General features: G+C 65.0%; 15 protein-coding genes. 8 read left to right on the top strand and 7 right to left on the bottom strand.

What is annotated here, in order from left to right; translation table 11 throughout:
- The first annotated feature begins 104 nt into the window (after positions 1-104).
- The 8 genes from KRZ98_RS00620 to KRZ98_RS00585 all read left to right on the top strand — a co-directional run bounded on the left by KRZ98_RS00620 (position 105) and on the right by KRZ98_RS00585 (position 6,894).
- Positions 105-1,697, top strand: a complete 1,593-nt coding sequence (locus KRZ98_RS00620) for an aldehyde dehydrogenase (NADP(+)) (protein WP_217671735.1) — start codon at positions 105-107, stop codon at positions 1,695-1,697.
- Complete coding sequence (locus KRZ98_RS00615) at positions 1,694-2,617, top strand: Gfo/Idh/MocA family protein (RefSeq protein ID WP_217671734.1); 924 nt, start codon at positions 1,694-1,696, stop codon at positions 2,615-2,617. Before KRZ98_RS00620 ends, KRZ98_RS00615 begins: the two co-directional genes overlap by 4 nt.
- Before the next feature lie 16 nt (positions 2,618-2,633).
- Positions 2,634-3,374: an FCD domain-containing protein gene (locus KRZ98_RS00610; protein WP_217671733.1), complete on the top strand. Its 741-nt coding sequence runs from the start codon at positions 2,634-2,636 to the stop codon at positions 3,372-3,374.
- Positions 3,375-3,493: 119 nt separating this feature from the next.
- Positions 3,494-4,138, top strand: coding sequence for a PepSY-associated TM helix domain-containing protein (locus tag KRZ98_RS00605; RefSeq protein ID WP_217671732.1), 645 nt, complete (start codon positions 3,494-3,496; stop codon positions 4,136-4,138).
- Between the two features lie 12 nt (positions 4,139-4,150).
- Positions 4,151-4,675: a DUF2271 domain-containing protein gene (locus KRZ98_RS00600; RefSeq protein ID WP_217671731.1), complete on the top strand. Its 525-nt coding sequence runs from the start codon at positions 4,151-4,153 to the stop codon at positions 4,673-4,675.
- 12 nt (positions 4,676-4,687) lie between these two features.
- On the top strand, positions 4,688-5,575 hold the full coding sequence (locus tag KRZ98_RS00595; protein ID WP_217672380.1) for a DUF4198 domain-containing protein: 888 nt from the start codon (positions 4,688-4,690) through the stop codon (positions 5,573-5,575).
- Positions 5,576-5,673: 98 nt separating this feature from the next.
- Entirely contained in the window at positions 5,674-6,543 is an 870-nt protein-coding gene (locus KRZ98_RS00590; RefSeq protein ID WP_217672379.1) for an FAD:protein FMN transferase, read from the top strand.
- A 39-nt stretch (positions 6,544-6,582) separates the two neighbouring features.
- On the top strand, positions 6,583-6,894 hold the full coding sequence (locus KRZ98_RS00585; protein ID WP_119745735.1) for a hypothetical protein: 312 nt from the start codon (positions 6,583-6,585) through the stop codon (positions 6,892-6,894).
- Between the two features lie 127 nt (positions 6,895-7,021).
- On the opposite strand, the gene KRZ98_RS00580 is transcribed toward KRZ98_RS00585, so the two are convergent.
- The 7 genes from KRZ98_RS00580 to KRZ98_RS00550 all read right to left on the bottom strand — a co-directional run bounded on the left by KRZ98_RS00580 (position 7,022) and on the right by KRZ98_RS00550 (position 15,354).
- Positions 7,022-7,705 carry a Fe2+-dependent dioxygenase gene (locus KRZ98_RS00580; protein WP_217671729.1) on the bottom strand — a complete coding sequence of 228 codons (684 nt, stop codon included), beginning with the start codon at positions 7,703-7,705 and terminating at the stop codon, positions 7,022-7,024.
- 15 nt (positions 7,706-7,720) lie between these two features.
- Entirely contained in the window at positions 7,721-8,488 is a 768-nt protein-coding gene (locus tag KRZ98_RS00575; RefSeq protein WP_217671727.1) for an energy transducer TonB, read from the bottom strand.
- Between the two features lie 179 nt (positions 8,489-8,667).
- Positions 8,668-10,965, bottom strand: coding sequence for a TonB-dependent siderophore receptor (locus KRZ98_RS00570; RefSeq protein WP_217671725.1), 2,298 nt, complete (start codon positions 10,963-10,965; stop codon positions 8,668-8,670).
- Positions 10,966-11,027: 62 nt separating this feature from the next.
- Positions 11,028-11,324 (bottom strand): ribbon-helix-helix domain-containing protein, encoded by a 297-nt coding sequence (locus KRZ98_RS00565; protein WP_217671723.1) that lies wholly within the window; start codon positions 11,322-11,324, stop codon positions 11,028-11,030.
- A complete protein-coding gene (gene phbB / locus KRZ98_RS00560) occupies positions 11,324-12,046 on the bottom strand; it encodes an acetoacetyl-CoA reductase (protein ID WP_217671721.1) in 723 nt (240 codons plus the stop codon). Before phbB ends, KRZ98_RS00565 begins: the two co-directional genes overlap by 1 nt.
- Positions 12,047-12,064: 18 nt before the next feature.
- Complete coding sequence (gene hemH / locus KRZ98_RS00555) at positions 12,065-13,090, bottom strand: ferrochelatase (RefSeq protein ID WP_217671719.1); 1,026 nt, start codon at positions 13,088-13,090, stop codon at positions 12,065-12,067.
- Positions 13,087-15,354 (bottom strand): xanthine dehydrogenase family protein molybdopterin-binding subunit, encoded by a 2,268-nt coding sequence (locus KRZ98_RS00550; protein ID WP_217671717.1) that lies wholly within the window; start codon positions 15,352-15,354, stop codon positions 13,087-13,089. Before KRZ98_RS00550 ends, hemH begins: the two co-directional genes overlap by 4 nt.
- Positions 15,355-15,391: the final 37 nt, after the last annotated feature.

Below are 15,391 nucleotides of genomic sequence, written 5' to 3'. Positions count from 1 at the left end.
GGCTCCCCGTCATTGCCGATTTTGCATCACTTGTGCCGGAAAACGATCAGCGCGTTTGCGCCCGATCGGCTAGCCAACAGTCCGGTCATTTTCAGGAGACGTCCATGTCCAGCGAAGTCCTATTCAACGGAGCCATTCTCATCGGCGCAAACGAGCGCCAAGGCGGCGATCCCTTTTACGCCATCCATCCGGCTACCGGCGAAAAGGGCAAGGTCGCCTTTTCCAGCGCCATGCCTGCCGAGGTCGCGGAAGCCGCAGCGCTGGCCGACGCGGCCTTTGACAGTTTTTCAACACTGACGCCCGACGCCCGCGCCACCTTCCTGGAAACCGTTGCCGACAATATCATCGCCATTGGTGACCTGCTGATCGAAACAGCTATGGCCGAATCCGGCCTGCCGCGCGCCCGGCTGGAGGGCGAGCGTGGCCGCACCGTCGGCCAGTTGCGTCTGTTCGCCAGCTATGTCCGGCTCGGTGACTGGCTTGACGCCACGATCGACCCTGCCCTGCCCGACCGTGCGCCGCTGCCCCGCGCGGACCTGCGCCGCGTCAACCATTCGGTCGGCCCGGTCGCCGTGTTCGGCGCGTCCAACTTCCCGCTCGCCTTCTCGGTCGCGGGTGGTGACACCGCGTCCGCTTTCGCGGCGGGATCGCCCGTCATAGTCAAGGGTCATAGCGCCCATCCCGGCACCGGCGAGCTGGTCGCGCGCGCCATCCAGGCGGCGGTCAAGGCGTGCGGCCTGCATGAAGGCGTATTTTCCTACCTGCCCGGTGCCAACCGCGCATTGGGCGGCGCGCTGGTTGCCGATCCGCGTGTCAAGGCGGTGGGCTTTACCGGATCGCGCGGCGGTGGCGTCGCGTTGATGAAGATCGCCGCCGATCGCGCAGAACCGATCCCCGTCTATGCCGAAATGTCGTCGATCAACCCTGTCATCCTGTTGCCCGGTGCGCTCGCCGACCGCGCCGCTGCGATGGGCGCAGCGTTCGTCGGGTCGCTGACCATGGGGTCTGGCCAGTTCTGCACCAACCCCGGTCTGGTCATTGCGCTCGACGGGCCGGACCTCGACACGTTCGTGGCCGCAGCGGCGGAAGCCCTGTCCGGCGCAGCGCCGCAGGTCATGCTGACGCCCGGCATCCACGCAGCCTATGAAAAGGGCGTCGCCGCTCTGGAGGGCGCAGACGGCGTCACCACCATCGCGCGCGGCACCGAGGCAGAGGGCTGCAATCGCGGCAAGGCCGCTTTCTTCGCGACCGATTCGGCGACCTTCGGGGCCAATCCGCTGCTGGCGGAAGAAGTGTTCGGATCATCGTCCGTCCTGATCCGGTGCGGCAGCATCGAGGAAGTCATGGCGACGATCGCGGGCCTGGAAGGCCAGTTGACCGCGACGCTGCAACTGACCGATGCCGATAGTGCAGACGCTTCCAAGCTGCTGCCCGTGCTGTCGCGCAAGGTTGGGCGTATCCTGACCAATGGCTGGCCCACCGGCGTCGAAGTGACCCATGCCATGGTCCATGGCGGTCCCTTCCCCTCGACCGCCGATGGCCGCTCCACCTCGGTCGGCACGCTGGCGATGATGCGCTTCCTGCGGCCCGTCTGCTATCAGGACGTGCCGGACGCGCTGTTGCCCGCCGCGTTGCAGGCGTCCAATCCGCTTGGCCTCACCCGCCGGATCGACGGCAAGCTGGTCGTCGCGGCATGAGCATCAGGGCAGGTCTGGTAGGGCTGGGTAAAATCGCGCGCGACCAGCATCTGCCCGCGATCCTCAAGACCGACGGCATTGATCTGGTCGCTATCGCCAGCCGCAATGCGCTGGGGGAAGGGGTGAATAATTACCCCGACCTCGGCGCGATGCTGACGGGCGAACCGGACCTGGACGCCGTCATCCTGTGCCAGCCGCCCCAGGCCCGCTATCATGCGGCAAGGCAGGCGTTGCTGGCAGGCAAGCATGTGTTTCTGGAAAAGCCGCCGGGCGCGACCGTGTCCGAAGTGGAGGCGCTGATCGCGCTGGCCAAGGCACAGAATGTCAGCCTCTATGCCAGCTGGCACAGCCGCTACGCCGCCGCCGTGGCGCAGGCCAAAGCATGGATTGCCCAGCGCAGGATCGAGCGCATCTCTATCCAGTGGCGCGAGGACGTCCGCCACTGGCATCCCGGCCAGCCCTGGATATGGGAAGCGGGCGGTTTCGGCGTGTTCGATCCGGGCATCAATGCGCTGTCGATCCTGACCGAAATCGTGCCGGAACCCGTCACCCTGCTGTCGGCCAATCTGGAAGTGCCGTCCAACAAGGACGCCCCCATTGGCGCGACACTGGCGATGGCGACGGCGTCGGGCGCACCGATCGATACCGTGTTCGACTGGCGGCAGACCGGGCCGCAGACATGGGATATTGCGGTCGATACCGACAATGGCGCGCTGCTCCTGTCCGAAGGCGGCAACACATTGCGGCTAGACGGCGAAGTGCAGCTGAAGGCGCCGGACGAGGAATATCCGGCCATGTATCGCCGCTTCGTGGATCTGGTCGCGGCCCGCGCGATCGACGCTGATACCGCGCCGCTCCGGCTGGTAGCGGATGCCTTCCTTTGCGGGCGGCATTGCCCTACGGCTATATTCGAGGACTGAAACGGGAGCGGTAATAGTGGCTAGCGGGCGCAAGGTCGGATCGGAAGAGAGCGGGCTGCGCATCCACCAGACGATCGCGCGCGATCTGGGCACCGCTATCCTGACCGGCCGTTACCAGCCCGGAGAATTGTTCGAGGGCGAAATTGAAGCGTCCGACCGCCTGGGTGTGTCCCGCACCGCCTATCGCGAGGCGGTGCGTATCCTGATCGCCAAGGGGATGTTGGAAAGTCGCCCCAAGGCCGGCACCCGCGTCCTGCCGCGCAATCGCTGGAACGTGCTGGACCCCGAAATGCTCGCCTGGATGTTTGCGGGCGAGCCGGACGCCAATTTCATTCGCGACCTGTTCGAGCTGCGCGGCGTGATCGAACCGGCGGCGGCGGAGTTCGCCGCGCGGCGACGCACTGACGATCAACTGGCGGTGATGGAGGCGGCGCTCGCAGAAATGGGCCGCTATGGCCTGTCCACCCCCGAAGGCCGCGCCGCGGACCAGCGCTTTCACAATATGATCCTCGCCGCGACCCGCAACGACGCGCTGGAGGCGCTGGCCAGTTCGGTCGGCGCGGCGGTCAGCTGGACCACCACCTTCAAGCATCGCAAGAAACTGTTGCCACGCGATCCCCTGCCCGACCATCGCGCCGTATTTCAGGCGATCGCCGCGCGTGATACGGCAGCGGCGCGGGCGACCATGTCAGAGCTGCTGCGGCTGGCGCTGGCGGACATGGACATCGCGCTGGCGGAGCCGAACAGCGACGACTGACCGGCTCTTTGCCGCCCCCTACATTTTGATACAAATTTCTTCCTGCGACTCGTTTGCAATTGCGAATCGTTCGCGGTATGCGATCGGCACCCTTTCTCGCAGGACCAGTCCCCCTTCCGATGCACGGAACCGCCCGCATTCAGCAACAAAAGAAAAAGAGCGCCAAATCCTTTTGGCTCAAGCAGCTGCATAGCTGGCACTGGATCAGTTCGGCCGTCAGCCTGATCGGCCTGCTGCTATTCGCCTTCACCGGCATTACGCTCAACCACGCCGCCGATGTCGAAGGATCGCCCCAGACGATCGAGAAGAGCGCGACCCTGCCCGCCGACCTGCGCAAGCTGGTCGCGCCAGACGGTGCGCCCGACGCCAAAAAGCCGCTGCCTGCGCCGGTCGCGGCCTGGGTTGAAAAGGCGGTCGGCCAACGCGGGACGGGCGAGGCGGAATGGACTGCTGATGAAATCTATCTGGCCCTGCCCCGCCCCGGCGGCGACGGCTGGGTCTCGATCGACCGAAATGACGGCGCGGTGACGAGCGAGGCGACCAGCCGGGGCTGGGTCAGCTACCTCAACGATCTGCACAAGGGCCGCAATACCGGCACGGTGTGGAAATGGTTTATCGACATTTTCTCGGTCGCCTGTTTCCTGTTCGCGCTGACCGGGCTGCTGCTGCTCCAGTTGCACGCCAAGAAGCGTCCCAGCACCTGGCCACTGGTCGCCATTGGCCTGGCCCTGCCAGCGGTGCTGGCCATCATCTTCATCCATTAAGGGGAATTTTCCATGCAGATCAGCTATCGCCTGCTGCTGACCGGCACTGCCGCGCTGGGAACGATGGCGGCACCCGCCGCCGCGCAGACGCTCAACCTGACGGTCGGCATCCCGCGCCTGTCGGTCGCCGAATATCACCGCCCCTATGTGGCGATCTGGGTCGAAAAGGAGGGGGCGACCCCGCGCACCCTGTCGGTCTGGTATGATTATGACATGAAGAAGGGCGAAGGCACCAAATGGCTGCGCGACGTGCGGCAATGGTGGCGCGCGTCGGGCCGGACGATGAGCTTTCCGGCCGATGGCGTGACTGGCGCGACCCGCGCGCCGGGTGACAACAAGATTTCGTTTGTGGCTGGCAAAGGGCCGCTCGGTACGCTCAGCCCAGGCAATTACACGCTGATCGTGGAGGCTGCGCGCGAAGTCGGTGGCCGCGAAGTCGTCCGCCTGCCCTTCGCCTGGCCGCCCAAGCCCGGCGCGAGCGTCAAGGCGCAGGGCAGTGCAGAATTGGGCACCGTCGCCCTGAATTTCAGCAAATAAGGGGATAGGATGATGAAAGCCAGACTGATGATCGCGGGCGCCTTGGCCGCCCTGATGCTGCCCGTCGCCGCGCAGGCGCACCGCCAGTGGATGATGCCGTCCTCCACCACCCTGTCCGGCACCGAAAGCTGGATCACGGTCGATGCGGCAGTGTCCAACGACCTTTTCTATTTTGAACATAACCCGATGCGCACAGACGCTATCGTCGTGACCCAGCCGGACGGTAGCGCAGGCAAAATCGAAAATGCCGCGACGGGCAAATATCGCTCGACCTTCGACGTGCATCTGACCCAGCCAGGCACCTACCGCATCGGCAGCGCCACGACCAATATGATGGGCAGCTATATGCTGAACGGCAAGCAGGAGCGGTTGCCGCGCGGCACGACCAAGGACAAGCTGGCCAGCGTAATCCCGGCGGGCGCGACCGATGTGCAGGTGGCCGAAGCGTCCAACCGCAACGAGATTTTCGTGACGCTGGGCGCGCCCAGCACCGGCATATTCAAGCCGACCGGATCGGGCATCGAGCTGGTGCCGGTGACCCACCCCAATGATCTGGTGTCGGGCGAGGCCGCGACCTTCCAGTTCCTGCTGGACGGCAAGCCTGCGGCAGGCCTGAAGGTCACCGTCATTCCCGGCGGTATCCGTTATCGCGATGCACTGGGCCAGATGGATCTGGTCGCCGATCAGGATGGCAAGGTCGCCATCACTTGGCCGCAGCCGGGCATGTATTGGCTGAACGCCAGTGTCGGCGGCGGTCGTGAGGGCGGCGAAGGCGGCGGCCCCGGTGGTCCGGGTGCAGGCGCACCGGGTGCAGCCCCTGCGCCGCGTCCTGCTAGCCCGGCTGGCCCGCCGCAGCGGCGCGCAGCCTATGTCAGCACATTGGAAGTGCTGGCGCCCTGACCGCCGCCGTCCGCATCGCGATCCCGCCCGACCTGTCGCCCGACCAGTTTGCCGGGCGGGCGCGGGCGGGTCGTGTCGTGACGCTGGGCGGGCCGACCATGGGGACCAGTTGGTCCGCGCATCTGGTCGATCCGCCCGCCCATTGCCTCGCCGTGATCGAGGATGTGCTGGCCCGCATCATCGACCAGATGAGCAATTGGGAGGCACAGTCCGCCATCAGCCGCTTCAACCGCGCGCCGGTGGGGCAATGGATGACCCTGCCGCCGGACATGCTGACGGTGTTGCGAGCGGGGCTGGAGATGGCGCGGCTGTCGGACGGCGCGTTTGATCCGGCGATTGGCCATCTGGTTGATCAATGGGGCTTTGGTCCTGCCACCCTGCCCTGCCCTGCGCCGCGGCTTGGCCGTTCGCCATGGCAGGCGATCGCGCTGGAGGGTGACAAGGCCCGCCGTCTCTCCGATGTCGCGCTCGATTTTTCGGGCATTGCCAAGGGGTTTGCGGTCGATGCCGTTGCGGCGGCGCTGCGCGGGCTGGGGGTCGCCAACTTTCTGATCGAAATCGGCGGCGAATTGCGCGGCGAAGGGGTAAAGCCCGACATGCAGCCATGGTGGGTCGATGTCGAACCGCCGCCCGGCCTTGCCGTTCCCGTGTTGCGGATCGCATTATGTGGCCTGTCGGTCGCGACATCGGGCGACTATCGCCGCTTCCGCATGGATGGCGAGGCCAGGCTGTCGCACAGCATAGACCCGGCGCGTGGCACGCCGATCGCTACGGGGGTCGCTTCTGTGACGGTGCTGCATGAGCGCGCCATGCTGGCCGACGCATGGGCCACCGCGATTACCGTATTGGGGCCGGGCCAAGGCATGGCGCTGGCCACTCGCCACGCCCTGCCCGCCCGGCTGGTGCTGCGCACGGGGGATGGCGCACAGGAATATATGACACCCGCATTGGCCGCGATGCTGGAATGAAGGGGTGGTGTGCGGGCGCAAGGCTGCTATGCGAGCCCCATGCAAAATCTGGCCGGGACCGTCTCCGTCGATGGGGACATATATGAATGGGAACTCCGGCGCGAGCCGCAATGGAGTGATGCCGAAGGCTGGAAGGGCATGACTGTCGCCCTGTCGCAGCAGGATTGCCAGCGCGGCGCGGTGCTGGAATTTCCGCCGCCCAAGCGTCTGCTCAAGGGCTTGCAGCGGGGCCGCCTCCAGATCAACGATGCCATCATCGCCAGAGGCATCCGCGCCGCCCTGCTGGCGGGATGGGAACCGGCATCGCGCGGCAAGCCGATGGTGTTCACGGTTGATGCTGACGGTAATTAAGACCTGATGGCTTCAGGTTAACACCCCACCACCCGTTCGTTTCGAGCGAAGTCGAGAAACCTGTGCGCCCCGTTTCTCGACTTCGCTCGAAACGAACGGATGAAGGAAAAGGCATTCCGCCCTTGCGTCAGCCTTCGGCCCAGCGGCGCAGCAGGTTGTGGTAGATGCCGGTCAGGCGGATGACTTCGCCATGGCCCTGCCCCAGCGTGCCGCCCAGTTCCTGCACGCTGCGATCCAGATCGAACAGGATCTGCCGGGCGGCATCGTCGCGGATCATCGACTGGAGCCAGAAGAAGCTGGCCACCCGCCGCCCGTGCGTCACCGGTTCGACCCGGTGGAGGGAGGATGACGGGTAGAGGACCGCATGGCCCGCGGGCAGCTTGACGCTTTGCACCCCGAAATTGGTTTCGATCGTCAGTTCGCCGCCGTCATAGGCATCCGGCTCTTCCAGAAAAACGGTGATCGACAGGTCGGACCGGACGCGAAAGCCCGTCCCGGCCTGAATCCGCACCGCATTATCGACATGGACGCCGAACGCCTGGCCGCCCGCATAGCTGTTAAACAAAGGCGGGAATATCTTGAGCGGCAATGCGGCGGCGATGAAGAGGGGCGATCGGCGCAGCGCGTCCAGCACCATCTGCCCGGCCTGTTTGGCGGCGGACGCCTCCTCCGGCAATTGCAGGTTGCGTTTGGCGAGCGCGGATTGCGGGCCGGAGGTGACATTTCCGTCGACCCATTCCGCGTTGTCGATCAGGGCGCGGATGGCGGCGACACCGGCAGCGTCGATCAGGTCGGGAATGGCAATGAGCATGATTGGCGCCGCGTTTCAGGCCGCGTCGCTGCGCAGGACGAAGGGGATTTCGACCACGCCCTTGACCCGCATCGGCTGACCATTGCGGACGACCGGCGACCAGCGCCATTTGCGCACCGCGTCGCGCGCCGCCTCGTCCAGCCGGGCGAAGCCGCTGCTCTGCGACACGGCGATGCTGTCAACCGCGCCATCGATGCCCAGTGTCAGGGTCAGCACGACCGTCCCCTGTTCCCGCTTGCGACGGCTTTCGATGGGATAGCGCGGCGGTTTGCCCGCGATCATCTGCGCGCTCAAGTCCCCGCCCTGGATCAGGCTGGGCGGGGCTGGCGACACAGCGGCGGGCGACGGGGTGGGCGTCGCCACGACAGCGCGTTGCGGGGTCGGCACCGGCACCGGATCTGGCGTCGTCTGCACGGTCTGGACCGGCGGCACCGGCGTCTGGACGATCGGCGGTGGGGCGACGATTTCGGGGGTCGAGGGCGGCGGTGGCGGCGTTTCTGCCGATGGCGGTGGCGGGGGTGGCGAAAGGTTCACCACCGTCAGCTTTGCCTCCTGCACGCGCTGCACATGGCTGCGAATCTGGATCAGCGCGCCGATCAGCAGGATATGCAGGATCAGGATGGCTGCGATGACGGGGATATTGGGGCGTGATGCTGCGCCGTAGCGGCCGGGTGCGGGCTGTTGCGGCTGTGATCTCGCAATGTCGATGACGGAGGGACGAACATGGTCATGCGTCAGGTCGGGCAGGAAATCGTCGGCTTGCCGACTTGCAGCATGGAGCATGGCAGCGCCTTCCTTTCCTTGACCCGATGACCGCCTCGATAACGCGAACCATAATGCGAATCAATTGCGTTATTTACGTAGGGTGGGACGGGCGGCGATCCGAGGAGGATGGAGTGCATCGCCGCCCGTCCGCTTACCCCCGGCAAGGGACAAATGCCGGGGGGAAAGGGATGGGTAATTTACAGCTTGTAGCCCAGGGTCAGCACCCAGGAGCGCCCCTCGCCGGGATTGGCCCAGCCATTGTTGCGGACACTGGTATAATATTTTTCGTTGGTGAAGTTCTGGACGTTCAGCTGGGCGCTGAACTTTTCCGTGATCGGGTAGGACAGCATGGCGCGGTGGACCAGATAATCGTCCGCTTTGTACATCGGCGCACCGGTGACGTTGGAGAGATACCAGCTACCCTGATAGGTCAGGCCATAACCCAGCTCCAGGCCGAAGGGGAGCTTGTAGGTGGTGAACAGGCTGCCGGAATGTTCAGGCGTGTTCAGCATCGGGTTGCCGGCCTGGGTATCGACCACGCCCTGCGACTTCTGATAATCCGAAATGCTCTGGATGACCTTGGTATCCAGATAGGTGTAGTTGGCGAAGATCGTCCAGGCGTCGGTGATGTTGCCGGTTGCGCCCAAGGTGATACCGTCCACCCGGTTGCGACCGTCATTGACCGGCAGCGTGCCGATCAGCGGATCGTTGCTGGCAACGCGGTAATTGGTCCGCTCGTTGCGGAACAGAGCAGCGGTCAGTTGGAGTTTCGCGTCGAACAGGTCGATCTTGCCCCCAATTTCGTAATTGACGGCCTGTTCTGGCTTCGCCTCGCATGGATCGTTGAACAGGTTGGCCGCAGCGGCCAGCCCGCAGCCTGCACGGACCGTCGTGGCAGTCGGGTTCTTGCTGTTGCCATAGGCCACATAGAGGCTGGCATTCTCGGCTGGCTTGTACACCAGGCCGATGCGGTAGGAGAAAAGATTGTCGGTCGCGTTCTGCGATACGCCGCTGGTGTAGGCGCCGCCGGTTGCCGGGGTTGCGATCGTGTCCGACCGGAAGCGGGCGCGATTATGTTCGTAGCGGACGCCGCCGTTGATTTCGAGCTGATCGACGATCTTGACTGCAGCGAAGGCATAGGCAGCGATGTTGAACAGGTCGCCATCCTGATGGCCGGAACGGATCGCGTTGACCGGGCCGGTATAGATGGCGTTGGGGTTGCTGATGCTGATCGGGTCCAGCACCGGGTTGGGCAGCGCGCCGCCCGCATTGCGCAGGACGTTGCCGTTATCCAGCGCATAGTCTTCCTGCAACATCGACGTGCCGAGGACAAGCGAGTGGCCGCCGGGAATCGTGAAGGTCAGGTCAAGCTGGTTATACAGCGTGTCATTGACCGAGTCGCGATAGCCGCCGCGCGGACCGCTGGGATAATAGGTGCCGGGGACCTGTCCGGCCGCGCAGGCGACGCCCGTGGGGGTCTGGCCATTGGCGAGGCAAAACGCGCCCTGCGGCGGGTTGACGATCAATTTCTGTTCGACCCGCTGCCAGCGCGACAGGTTGCGAACGGCCAGCAGGTCGCTGAAGCGATGATCGAAGATGGCGGTGGCCTGGTCGATCGTCTGGTCCTGACGATCCAGATTTTTATAGCCATAATAGCCGCTGTAGATCGCGCCGGGCAGCGGGCCGTCATATAGGTCGTTCTTGTAGTAAGGCACGCCATAGAGCGGCGTATTCTTGTCCTCCTGATGCGTGTAGAGCAGGGTCAGCGAGGTCGGGCCATCCACGCCGAACTTGACCGACGGCGCGACGCCCCAGCGCTCGTAGCGATCGACGTCACGGGCTGGCACGTCATTTTCATGATACATGGCGTTGAGCCGCACGGCGATGAAGTCGGAGACGCGGACATTGCTGTCGATCGTCGCGCGATAATAGTCGGACGTGCCGACGCCTGCCTGGACCAATGTTTCGTCATAGCCCTTGGGCCGCTTGGTCACGATGTTGATATTGCCGCCGATCGAACCGGAGCCGCCGAACACCGAGTTGGAGCCGTTGGTGACTTCGATCTGTTCGACGTTGAAAGGATCGGTGCGGCTATATTGCGCGCTGTCGCGGACGCCGTCGATGCTGATGTCGGTATTGGCGCTCTGGCCGCGCAGGTTGATGCTGTCGCCATAGCCGCCGCCGCCTTCGCCCGCGCCGAAGGTGATGCCCGGAATGGTGGACAGCACATCGCGCAACGTCAGCAGATTCTGCTTGCTGATCGTCTGGTTGCCGATGACCGTGATCGTCTGGGGCGTGTTCAGCAGGTCGCGGACATATTTGGGTGATTCCGCCTTCTCGACCTTGACCGTCGGCTCATCAATCGCGGTGTCGGTGACGGTCATGCCGCCGAGCTTCGGTGCGGGCGTTTCCTGGGCTTGGGCGCCAGTCGCAAAGGCCATGGCGCCGACGCAGCCGAGGGCCAGGAAAGACGAACGCGACAGTGAGTTGGACATATGCAGCAAATCCCCTTTGATGTTGGGGAGGCTGCTATTGCGAACTCTTCTCAGAGTCAACGCTATTGCGAATAATTATTATCTTTGTCGCAACCTGTCTGCGTAAAGAGCCAGCAGCGGATCGCGCTGGCGAGATTGGGTGGGTCGGGCACGCCCATGCGGGCAAGGTCGATGCGGGCGATAAGCGCGTTGATCGGCAGGCCGTCACGCTGGGCGTGGTCGCGCAGCGCGTCCCAGAAAACGGGTTCCAGGCTGATCGCGGTCTGATGACCCGCAATGGTCACACTGCGCTTGACCGGCGGGGCGAAGGGCGACGCCAAGGGGCCATCCGGCCCGTCCATGGCGTCGCCTGTCGACATCAATACATATGCTGGCCGCCGTTGATCGACAGCGTGCTGCCGGTCACGAAGCCGCCATCCTCGCTACAGAAAAAGGCGACGCCGCGCGCAATTTCATGCGCCTGGCCCAGACGGCCGACTGGGATTTTGGCGACGATCTTTTCCAGCACCGGCGCGGGGACGGCGGCCACCATGTCGGTGTCGATATAGCCGGGCGCGATCGCGTTCACGGTGACGCCGACCTTGGCGCCTTCCTGTGCCAGCGCCTTGGTAAAGCCGTGGATACCCGATTTCGCGGCGGCATAATTGACCTGGCCATATTGGCCTGCCTGCCCGTTGATCGACCCGATATTGACGATGCGGCCCCAGCCGCGTTCGCGCATACCGCCAAAGGTTGCCTTGGCCATGTTGAAGCAACCGCCCAGGTTGATGCGCATGACTTCGTTCCAGTCGTCAAAGCTCATCTTGGCCAGCACGCCATCGCGGGTGATGCCCGCATTGTTGACGACGATGTCGACCGGGCCAAGTGCTTCCGCGACCGCCGCGCAGCCATCAAGGCAGGCCTGATGATCGCCTACATCCCATTTGAAGGCTGCGATGCCGGTGGCTTCGGTAAAGGCCTGCGCCTTGGCATCATTGCCGCCATAATTGGCCGCCACGGTATAGCCCATGTCGCGCAACGCCAGGCTGATCGCCTCCCCAATGCCGCGTGTCCCGCCCGTCACGATCGCTACTCTCGACATATGCGCATCCTTCCCTGACTAACCGGGCTGGTTGATCCAGCCCGAAAGCTCGCGGCCCAACAGCCTCTGGTAGAGAGTGATAGCCGCCGACGAGGCGTTTAGACAGGGCAAATAGGCAAAATTTTCGCCCCCTTCGGACAAAAAAACCTCTTTCGCGCGCAGGGCGATTTCCTCTAGTGTCTCAAGGCAATCGGCCGAGAATCCGGGTGTTGCCACGGCAATGTTTCGGACACCTTGTTGTACCAGTTTGGCGAGGGTGGCTTCGGTTTCCGGCTCCAGCCATTTGGCCCGGCCGAAGCGCGACTGGAAGCTCATATGCACCGGTAGCGGCGGGTTATTCAGGGACAGGGCTTCGCGCAGCAGACGGACCGTCTTGACCGACTGGCAATGATAGGGATCGCCCAGATGCAGGGTGCGTTCGGGCATACCGTGGAAACTGGCCAGCAAGGCGTCGGGGGTGAAGTCCAGCGCGGCGATGCTGCCCTCGATCGAGACTTTGAGCGCCGCGATATAGGCCGGGTCGTCATGATAGGGCGGCAGGGTGCGGATGGCCGGTTGCCAGCGCATCGCCTTGAGCGCGGCGAAGGCCGCATCATTGGCGGTCGCGGTGGTCGCGCCGCTATATTGCGGATAGAGTGGCGCGAGGAGGATTCGGTCGCAGCCTGCCGCTTTCATCGTGGCGAGACGCAAGGCGATCGACGGATTGCCGTAGCGCATCGCCCAATCGACCATCACGCGATCACCCATCGCCGCCTGCATCGCATGGGCGGTATCGCGGGTGTGGAAGGCGAGCGGTGATCCCTGATCGGTCCAGACCTGACTGTAGGCATGGGCGGATTTTTTGGGACGGGTGGTCAGGATGACGCCGCGCAGGATCGGCTGCCACAGCAAGGGCGGGATTTCCACGACGCGGCGGTCGGACAGAAATTCGGCGAGATAGCGCCGCACCGATTTGGCGTCGGGCGCGTCCGGCGTGCCGAGGTTGATGAGGAGAACGCCGACTTTGGGCGCGGGGATGGCGGGATGGTCTGGTGGCAGGGTCATGTCGTCCCCAGTAGCGGCAGGCTGCGCAAACGCTGACCTGTCCATGTGTGCAGGGCGTTCGCGATGGCAGGCGCGACCAGCGGCGCGGCAAGATCGGTCACGCCAGCGGGCGGCGCAGTGCTGCGGATCAGTTCCACCGTCACCTCGCCAATGTCGGAAAGGCGCGGCAGGTTCATGCGGCCCAATATGGCGCGGGTCGGCAGGCCGCGCTCATAGGGGACGGATGCGCCCATGGCATAGGCGAGGCCATAGATCAGGCCGCCTTCTATCTGTTGCCGGGCAATGTCGGGATTGACCTGATCGCCGACATCGACGGCAGCGATGATACGGCCAACGCTCAGACGGTTGCCGCGCATGGCGGCTTCGACCATCACGGCAGCATAGGCGCCGTTCATCATATGGGTGGCGATCCCCTGCCCGCTGCCCGCTATCCCGCCCTGCCAGCCGCCCATGGCGGCAGCGGTGGACAGGCAATGGGCGAGGCGCGGATTGCCGCCGAGCATCTGGATGCGGAAGGACATTGCTTCGATCCCCGCCAGATGGGCGAGTTCATCGACGAAGCTTTCGGTGAAGAAAGCGCCGTGGAGATGGGCATTGCCACGGGTGAAGCCGAGCGGAAGGCCGACGTCACAGGGATAATGATCCACCGCCCAGTTGGGAATCGCATAGGGCGGCACCATGCCCGCTATCGCCAGCCGGGTCGCCTTGTCCGCTGAGGCGGCCGCCGCTTCATGGGGGAGCGTGCCGTCGGCGATGCGCGCCCAGGTCTGGGTCATGGCGCAGGGGGCAGCGACCTTGGCCAGCCAGCCCTCAATCGCGCCGTTGCGGCCGAGCTTTGCCGCCATGCGGGCATGGGCGGGCGCGGACGGGCGGTCCTGAATGACGTCCTCCAGGCGCGACCAGAGCAATTGCACCGGGCGGCCCATGTCGCGGGCGATCAGGGCGGCCTGCACGCCAGCATCCCAATCCATCTTGCGCCCGAAAGAGCCACCGGCGTGGAGCGGATAGAGGGTGACGGCGCTTTCTGGCAGGTCCAGTGCATCGGCGATGGCGGCGCGGGCGAGACCGGGTGCCTGCGTCGCCAGCCAGACTTCCGCGCCCTCGTCCGTCACGCGGGCGGTGGCGCAGAGCGGTTCGAGGGCGAGGTGCAGCCCGGCATCGACCTGATATTCGCTGGCGAGGATCGTCGCGCCCTCGAACACCGGAAGCAGATCGCCCTGGGCATAGAGACGACGACCCGATGAACCGGAGAAAGCGGCCTCCAGCGCGTCGTCGATGGACGCGCTGCTGACGGGGGTGCCGCGCAGGGTGAAGATCGGGTCGGCGAGATCGAGCGCCTTGTTCGCCGCCCACCAGTTGGTCGCGACGGCGCCGAGCCAGCGGTCCTGCCGGATCAGCTTGAGGAAACCGGTGACGCTGCTGGCGGACCGCTCGTCCAGCCCGGCGAGGGTCGCGTCGCCGATCGGTCCCTGCCGGATCGAGGCATAGACCATGTCGGGCAAGCGGATGTCGGCGGCGAAATTATGGCTGCCGTCAGTCTTGGACGGGGTATCGAGCCGGGGCAGATCCTGCCCCGAAAGGCGCCCATCCTGCCCCTGCCGCAACGGCAGGATGGCGGGCAGGTCGAAGCCGACGGCCTGTTCCACCACATCGCCGATCTTCATCCGCCGGTCGGCACCGTCGGTGATGAGGCCGTTCTGGATGTCGCAGCTTTCCCAAGGGATGTCCCAGTTCGCCGCCGCCGCCTTGCACAGCAGTATGCGGGCAGCGGCCCCGGCGTCGCGGCAGGCGTCATGGAACATCGGGACGGATGTGCCACCGCCGGTCAGCATCAGTGCGTTGCGGGTGGCATATTGGCCGAGCGCCCAGTCGCCTGCATCGCCCAGCAGCCGGGTCCAGTCGTTCGCCAGCCATTCGCGGGCCAGCAATGTGTTGGCGTAGAGCGGGCTGATCGGCGCGCTCTGCACCGCGACGGTGCGCCAGTCGGCACCCAGTTCATCCGCGACGATCTGGGGCAGGATGGTGGTGACCCCCTGCCCGCTCTCCGTCTGCGGCACGATGACGATGATCTGGCCGGACCGGTCGATCTTGAGGAAGGCGTTGACGATGGTTTCGCCGGGCGCGGCATTGAGGTTGGGCGCGTAGCGGCGCGGCCATGTGCCCCAGGCGATGAGCAGGCCCGCCGCAGCGCCGCCGCCCACCAGCAGCGTGCGCCGGTCGATGCCCTTGATCCGGTCTGTTTTCTTTCGCGGGAAGCGGGCCATAGCCGCCTGATAGAGAGGCAGGCGCGGGCTGGAAAGC

It is taken from the genome of Sphingobium sp. AS12 (assembly GCF_019097845.1).
Taxonomy (GTDB): domain Bacteria; phylum Pseudomonadota; class Alphaproteobacteria; order Sphingomonadales; family Sphingomonadaceae; genus Sphingobium.
This window is presented reverse-complemented; position numbering and strand designations above follow the sequence as displayed.

Bases quoted from the DNA above. Each gene is read 5' to 3' on its own strand.
- KRZ98_RS00620 (WP_217671735.1), top strand. From the start codon at position 105: ATGTCCAGCGAAGTCCTATTCAACGGAGCCATTCTCATCGGCGCAAAC.
- KRZ98_RS00615 (WP_217671734.1), top strand. From the start codon at position 1,694: ATGAGCATCAGGGCAGGTCTGGTAGGGCTGGGTAAAATCGCGCGCGAC.
- KRZ98_RS00605 (WP_217671732.1), top strand. From the start codon at position 3,494: ATGCACGGAACCGCCCGCATTCAGCAACAAAAGAAAAAGAGCGCCAAA.
- KRZ98_RS00600 (WP_217671731.1), top strand. From the start codon at position 4,151: ATGCAGATCAGCTATCGCCTGCTGCTGACCGGCACTGCCGCGCTGGGA.
- KRZ98_RS00595 (WP_217672380.1), top strand. From the start codon at position 4,688: ATGAAAGCCAGACTGATGATCGCGGGCGCCTTGGCCGCCCTGATGCTG.
- KRZ98_RS00590 (WP_217672379.1), top strand. From the start codon at position 5,674: ATGGGGACCAGTTGGTCCGCGCATCTGGTCGATCCGCCCGCCCATTGC.
- KRZ98_RS00585 (WP_119745735.1), top strand. From the start codon at position 6,583: ATGCAAAATCTGGCCGGGACCGTCTCCGTCGATGGGGACATATATGAA.
- KRZ98_RS00580 (WP_217671729.1), bottom strand. From the start codon at position 7,705: ATGCTCATTGCCATTCCCGACCTGATCGACGCTGCCGGTGTCGCCGCC.
- KRZ98_RS00575 (WP_217671727.1), bottom strand. From the start codon at position 8,488: ATGCTCCATGCTGCAAGTCGGCAAGCCGACGATTTCCTGCCCGACCTG.
- KRZ98_RS00570 (WP_217671725.1), bottom strand. From the start codon at position 10,965: ATGTCCAACTCACTGTCGCGTTCGTCTTTCCTGGCCCTCGGCTGCGTC.
- KRZ98_RS00565 (WP_217671723.1), bottom strand. From the start codon at position 11,324: ATGTCGACAGGCGACGCCATGGACGGGCCGGATGGCCCCTTGGCGTCG.
- phbB (WP_217671721.1), bottom strand. From the start codon at position 12,046: ATGTCGAGAGTAGCGATCGTGACGGGCGGGACACGCGGCATTGGGGAG.
- hemH (WP_217671719.1), bottom strand. From the start codon at position 13,090: ATGACCCTGCCACCAGACCATCCCGCCATCCCCGCGCCCAAAGTCGGC.
- KRZ98_RS00550 (WP_217671717.1), bottom strand. From the start codon at position 15,354: ATGGCCCGCTTCCCGCGAAAGAAAACAGACCGGATCAAGGGCATCGAC.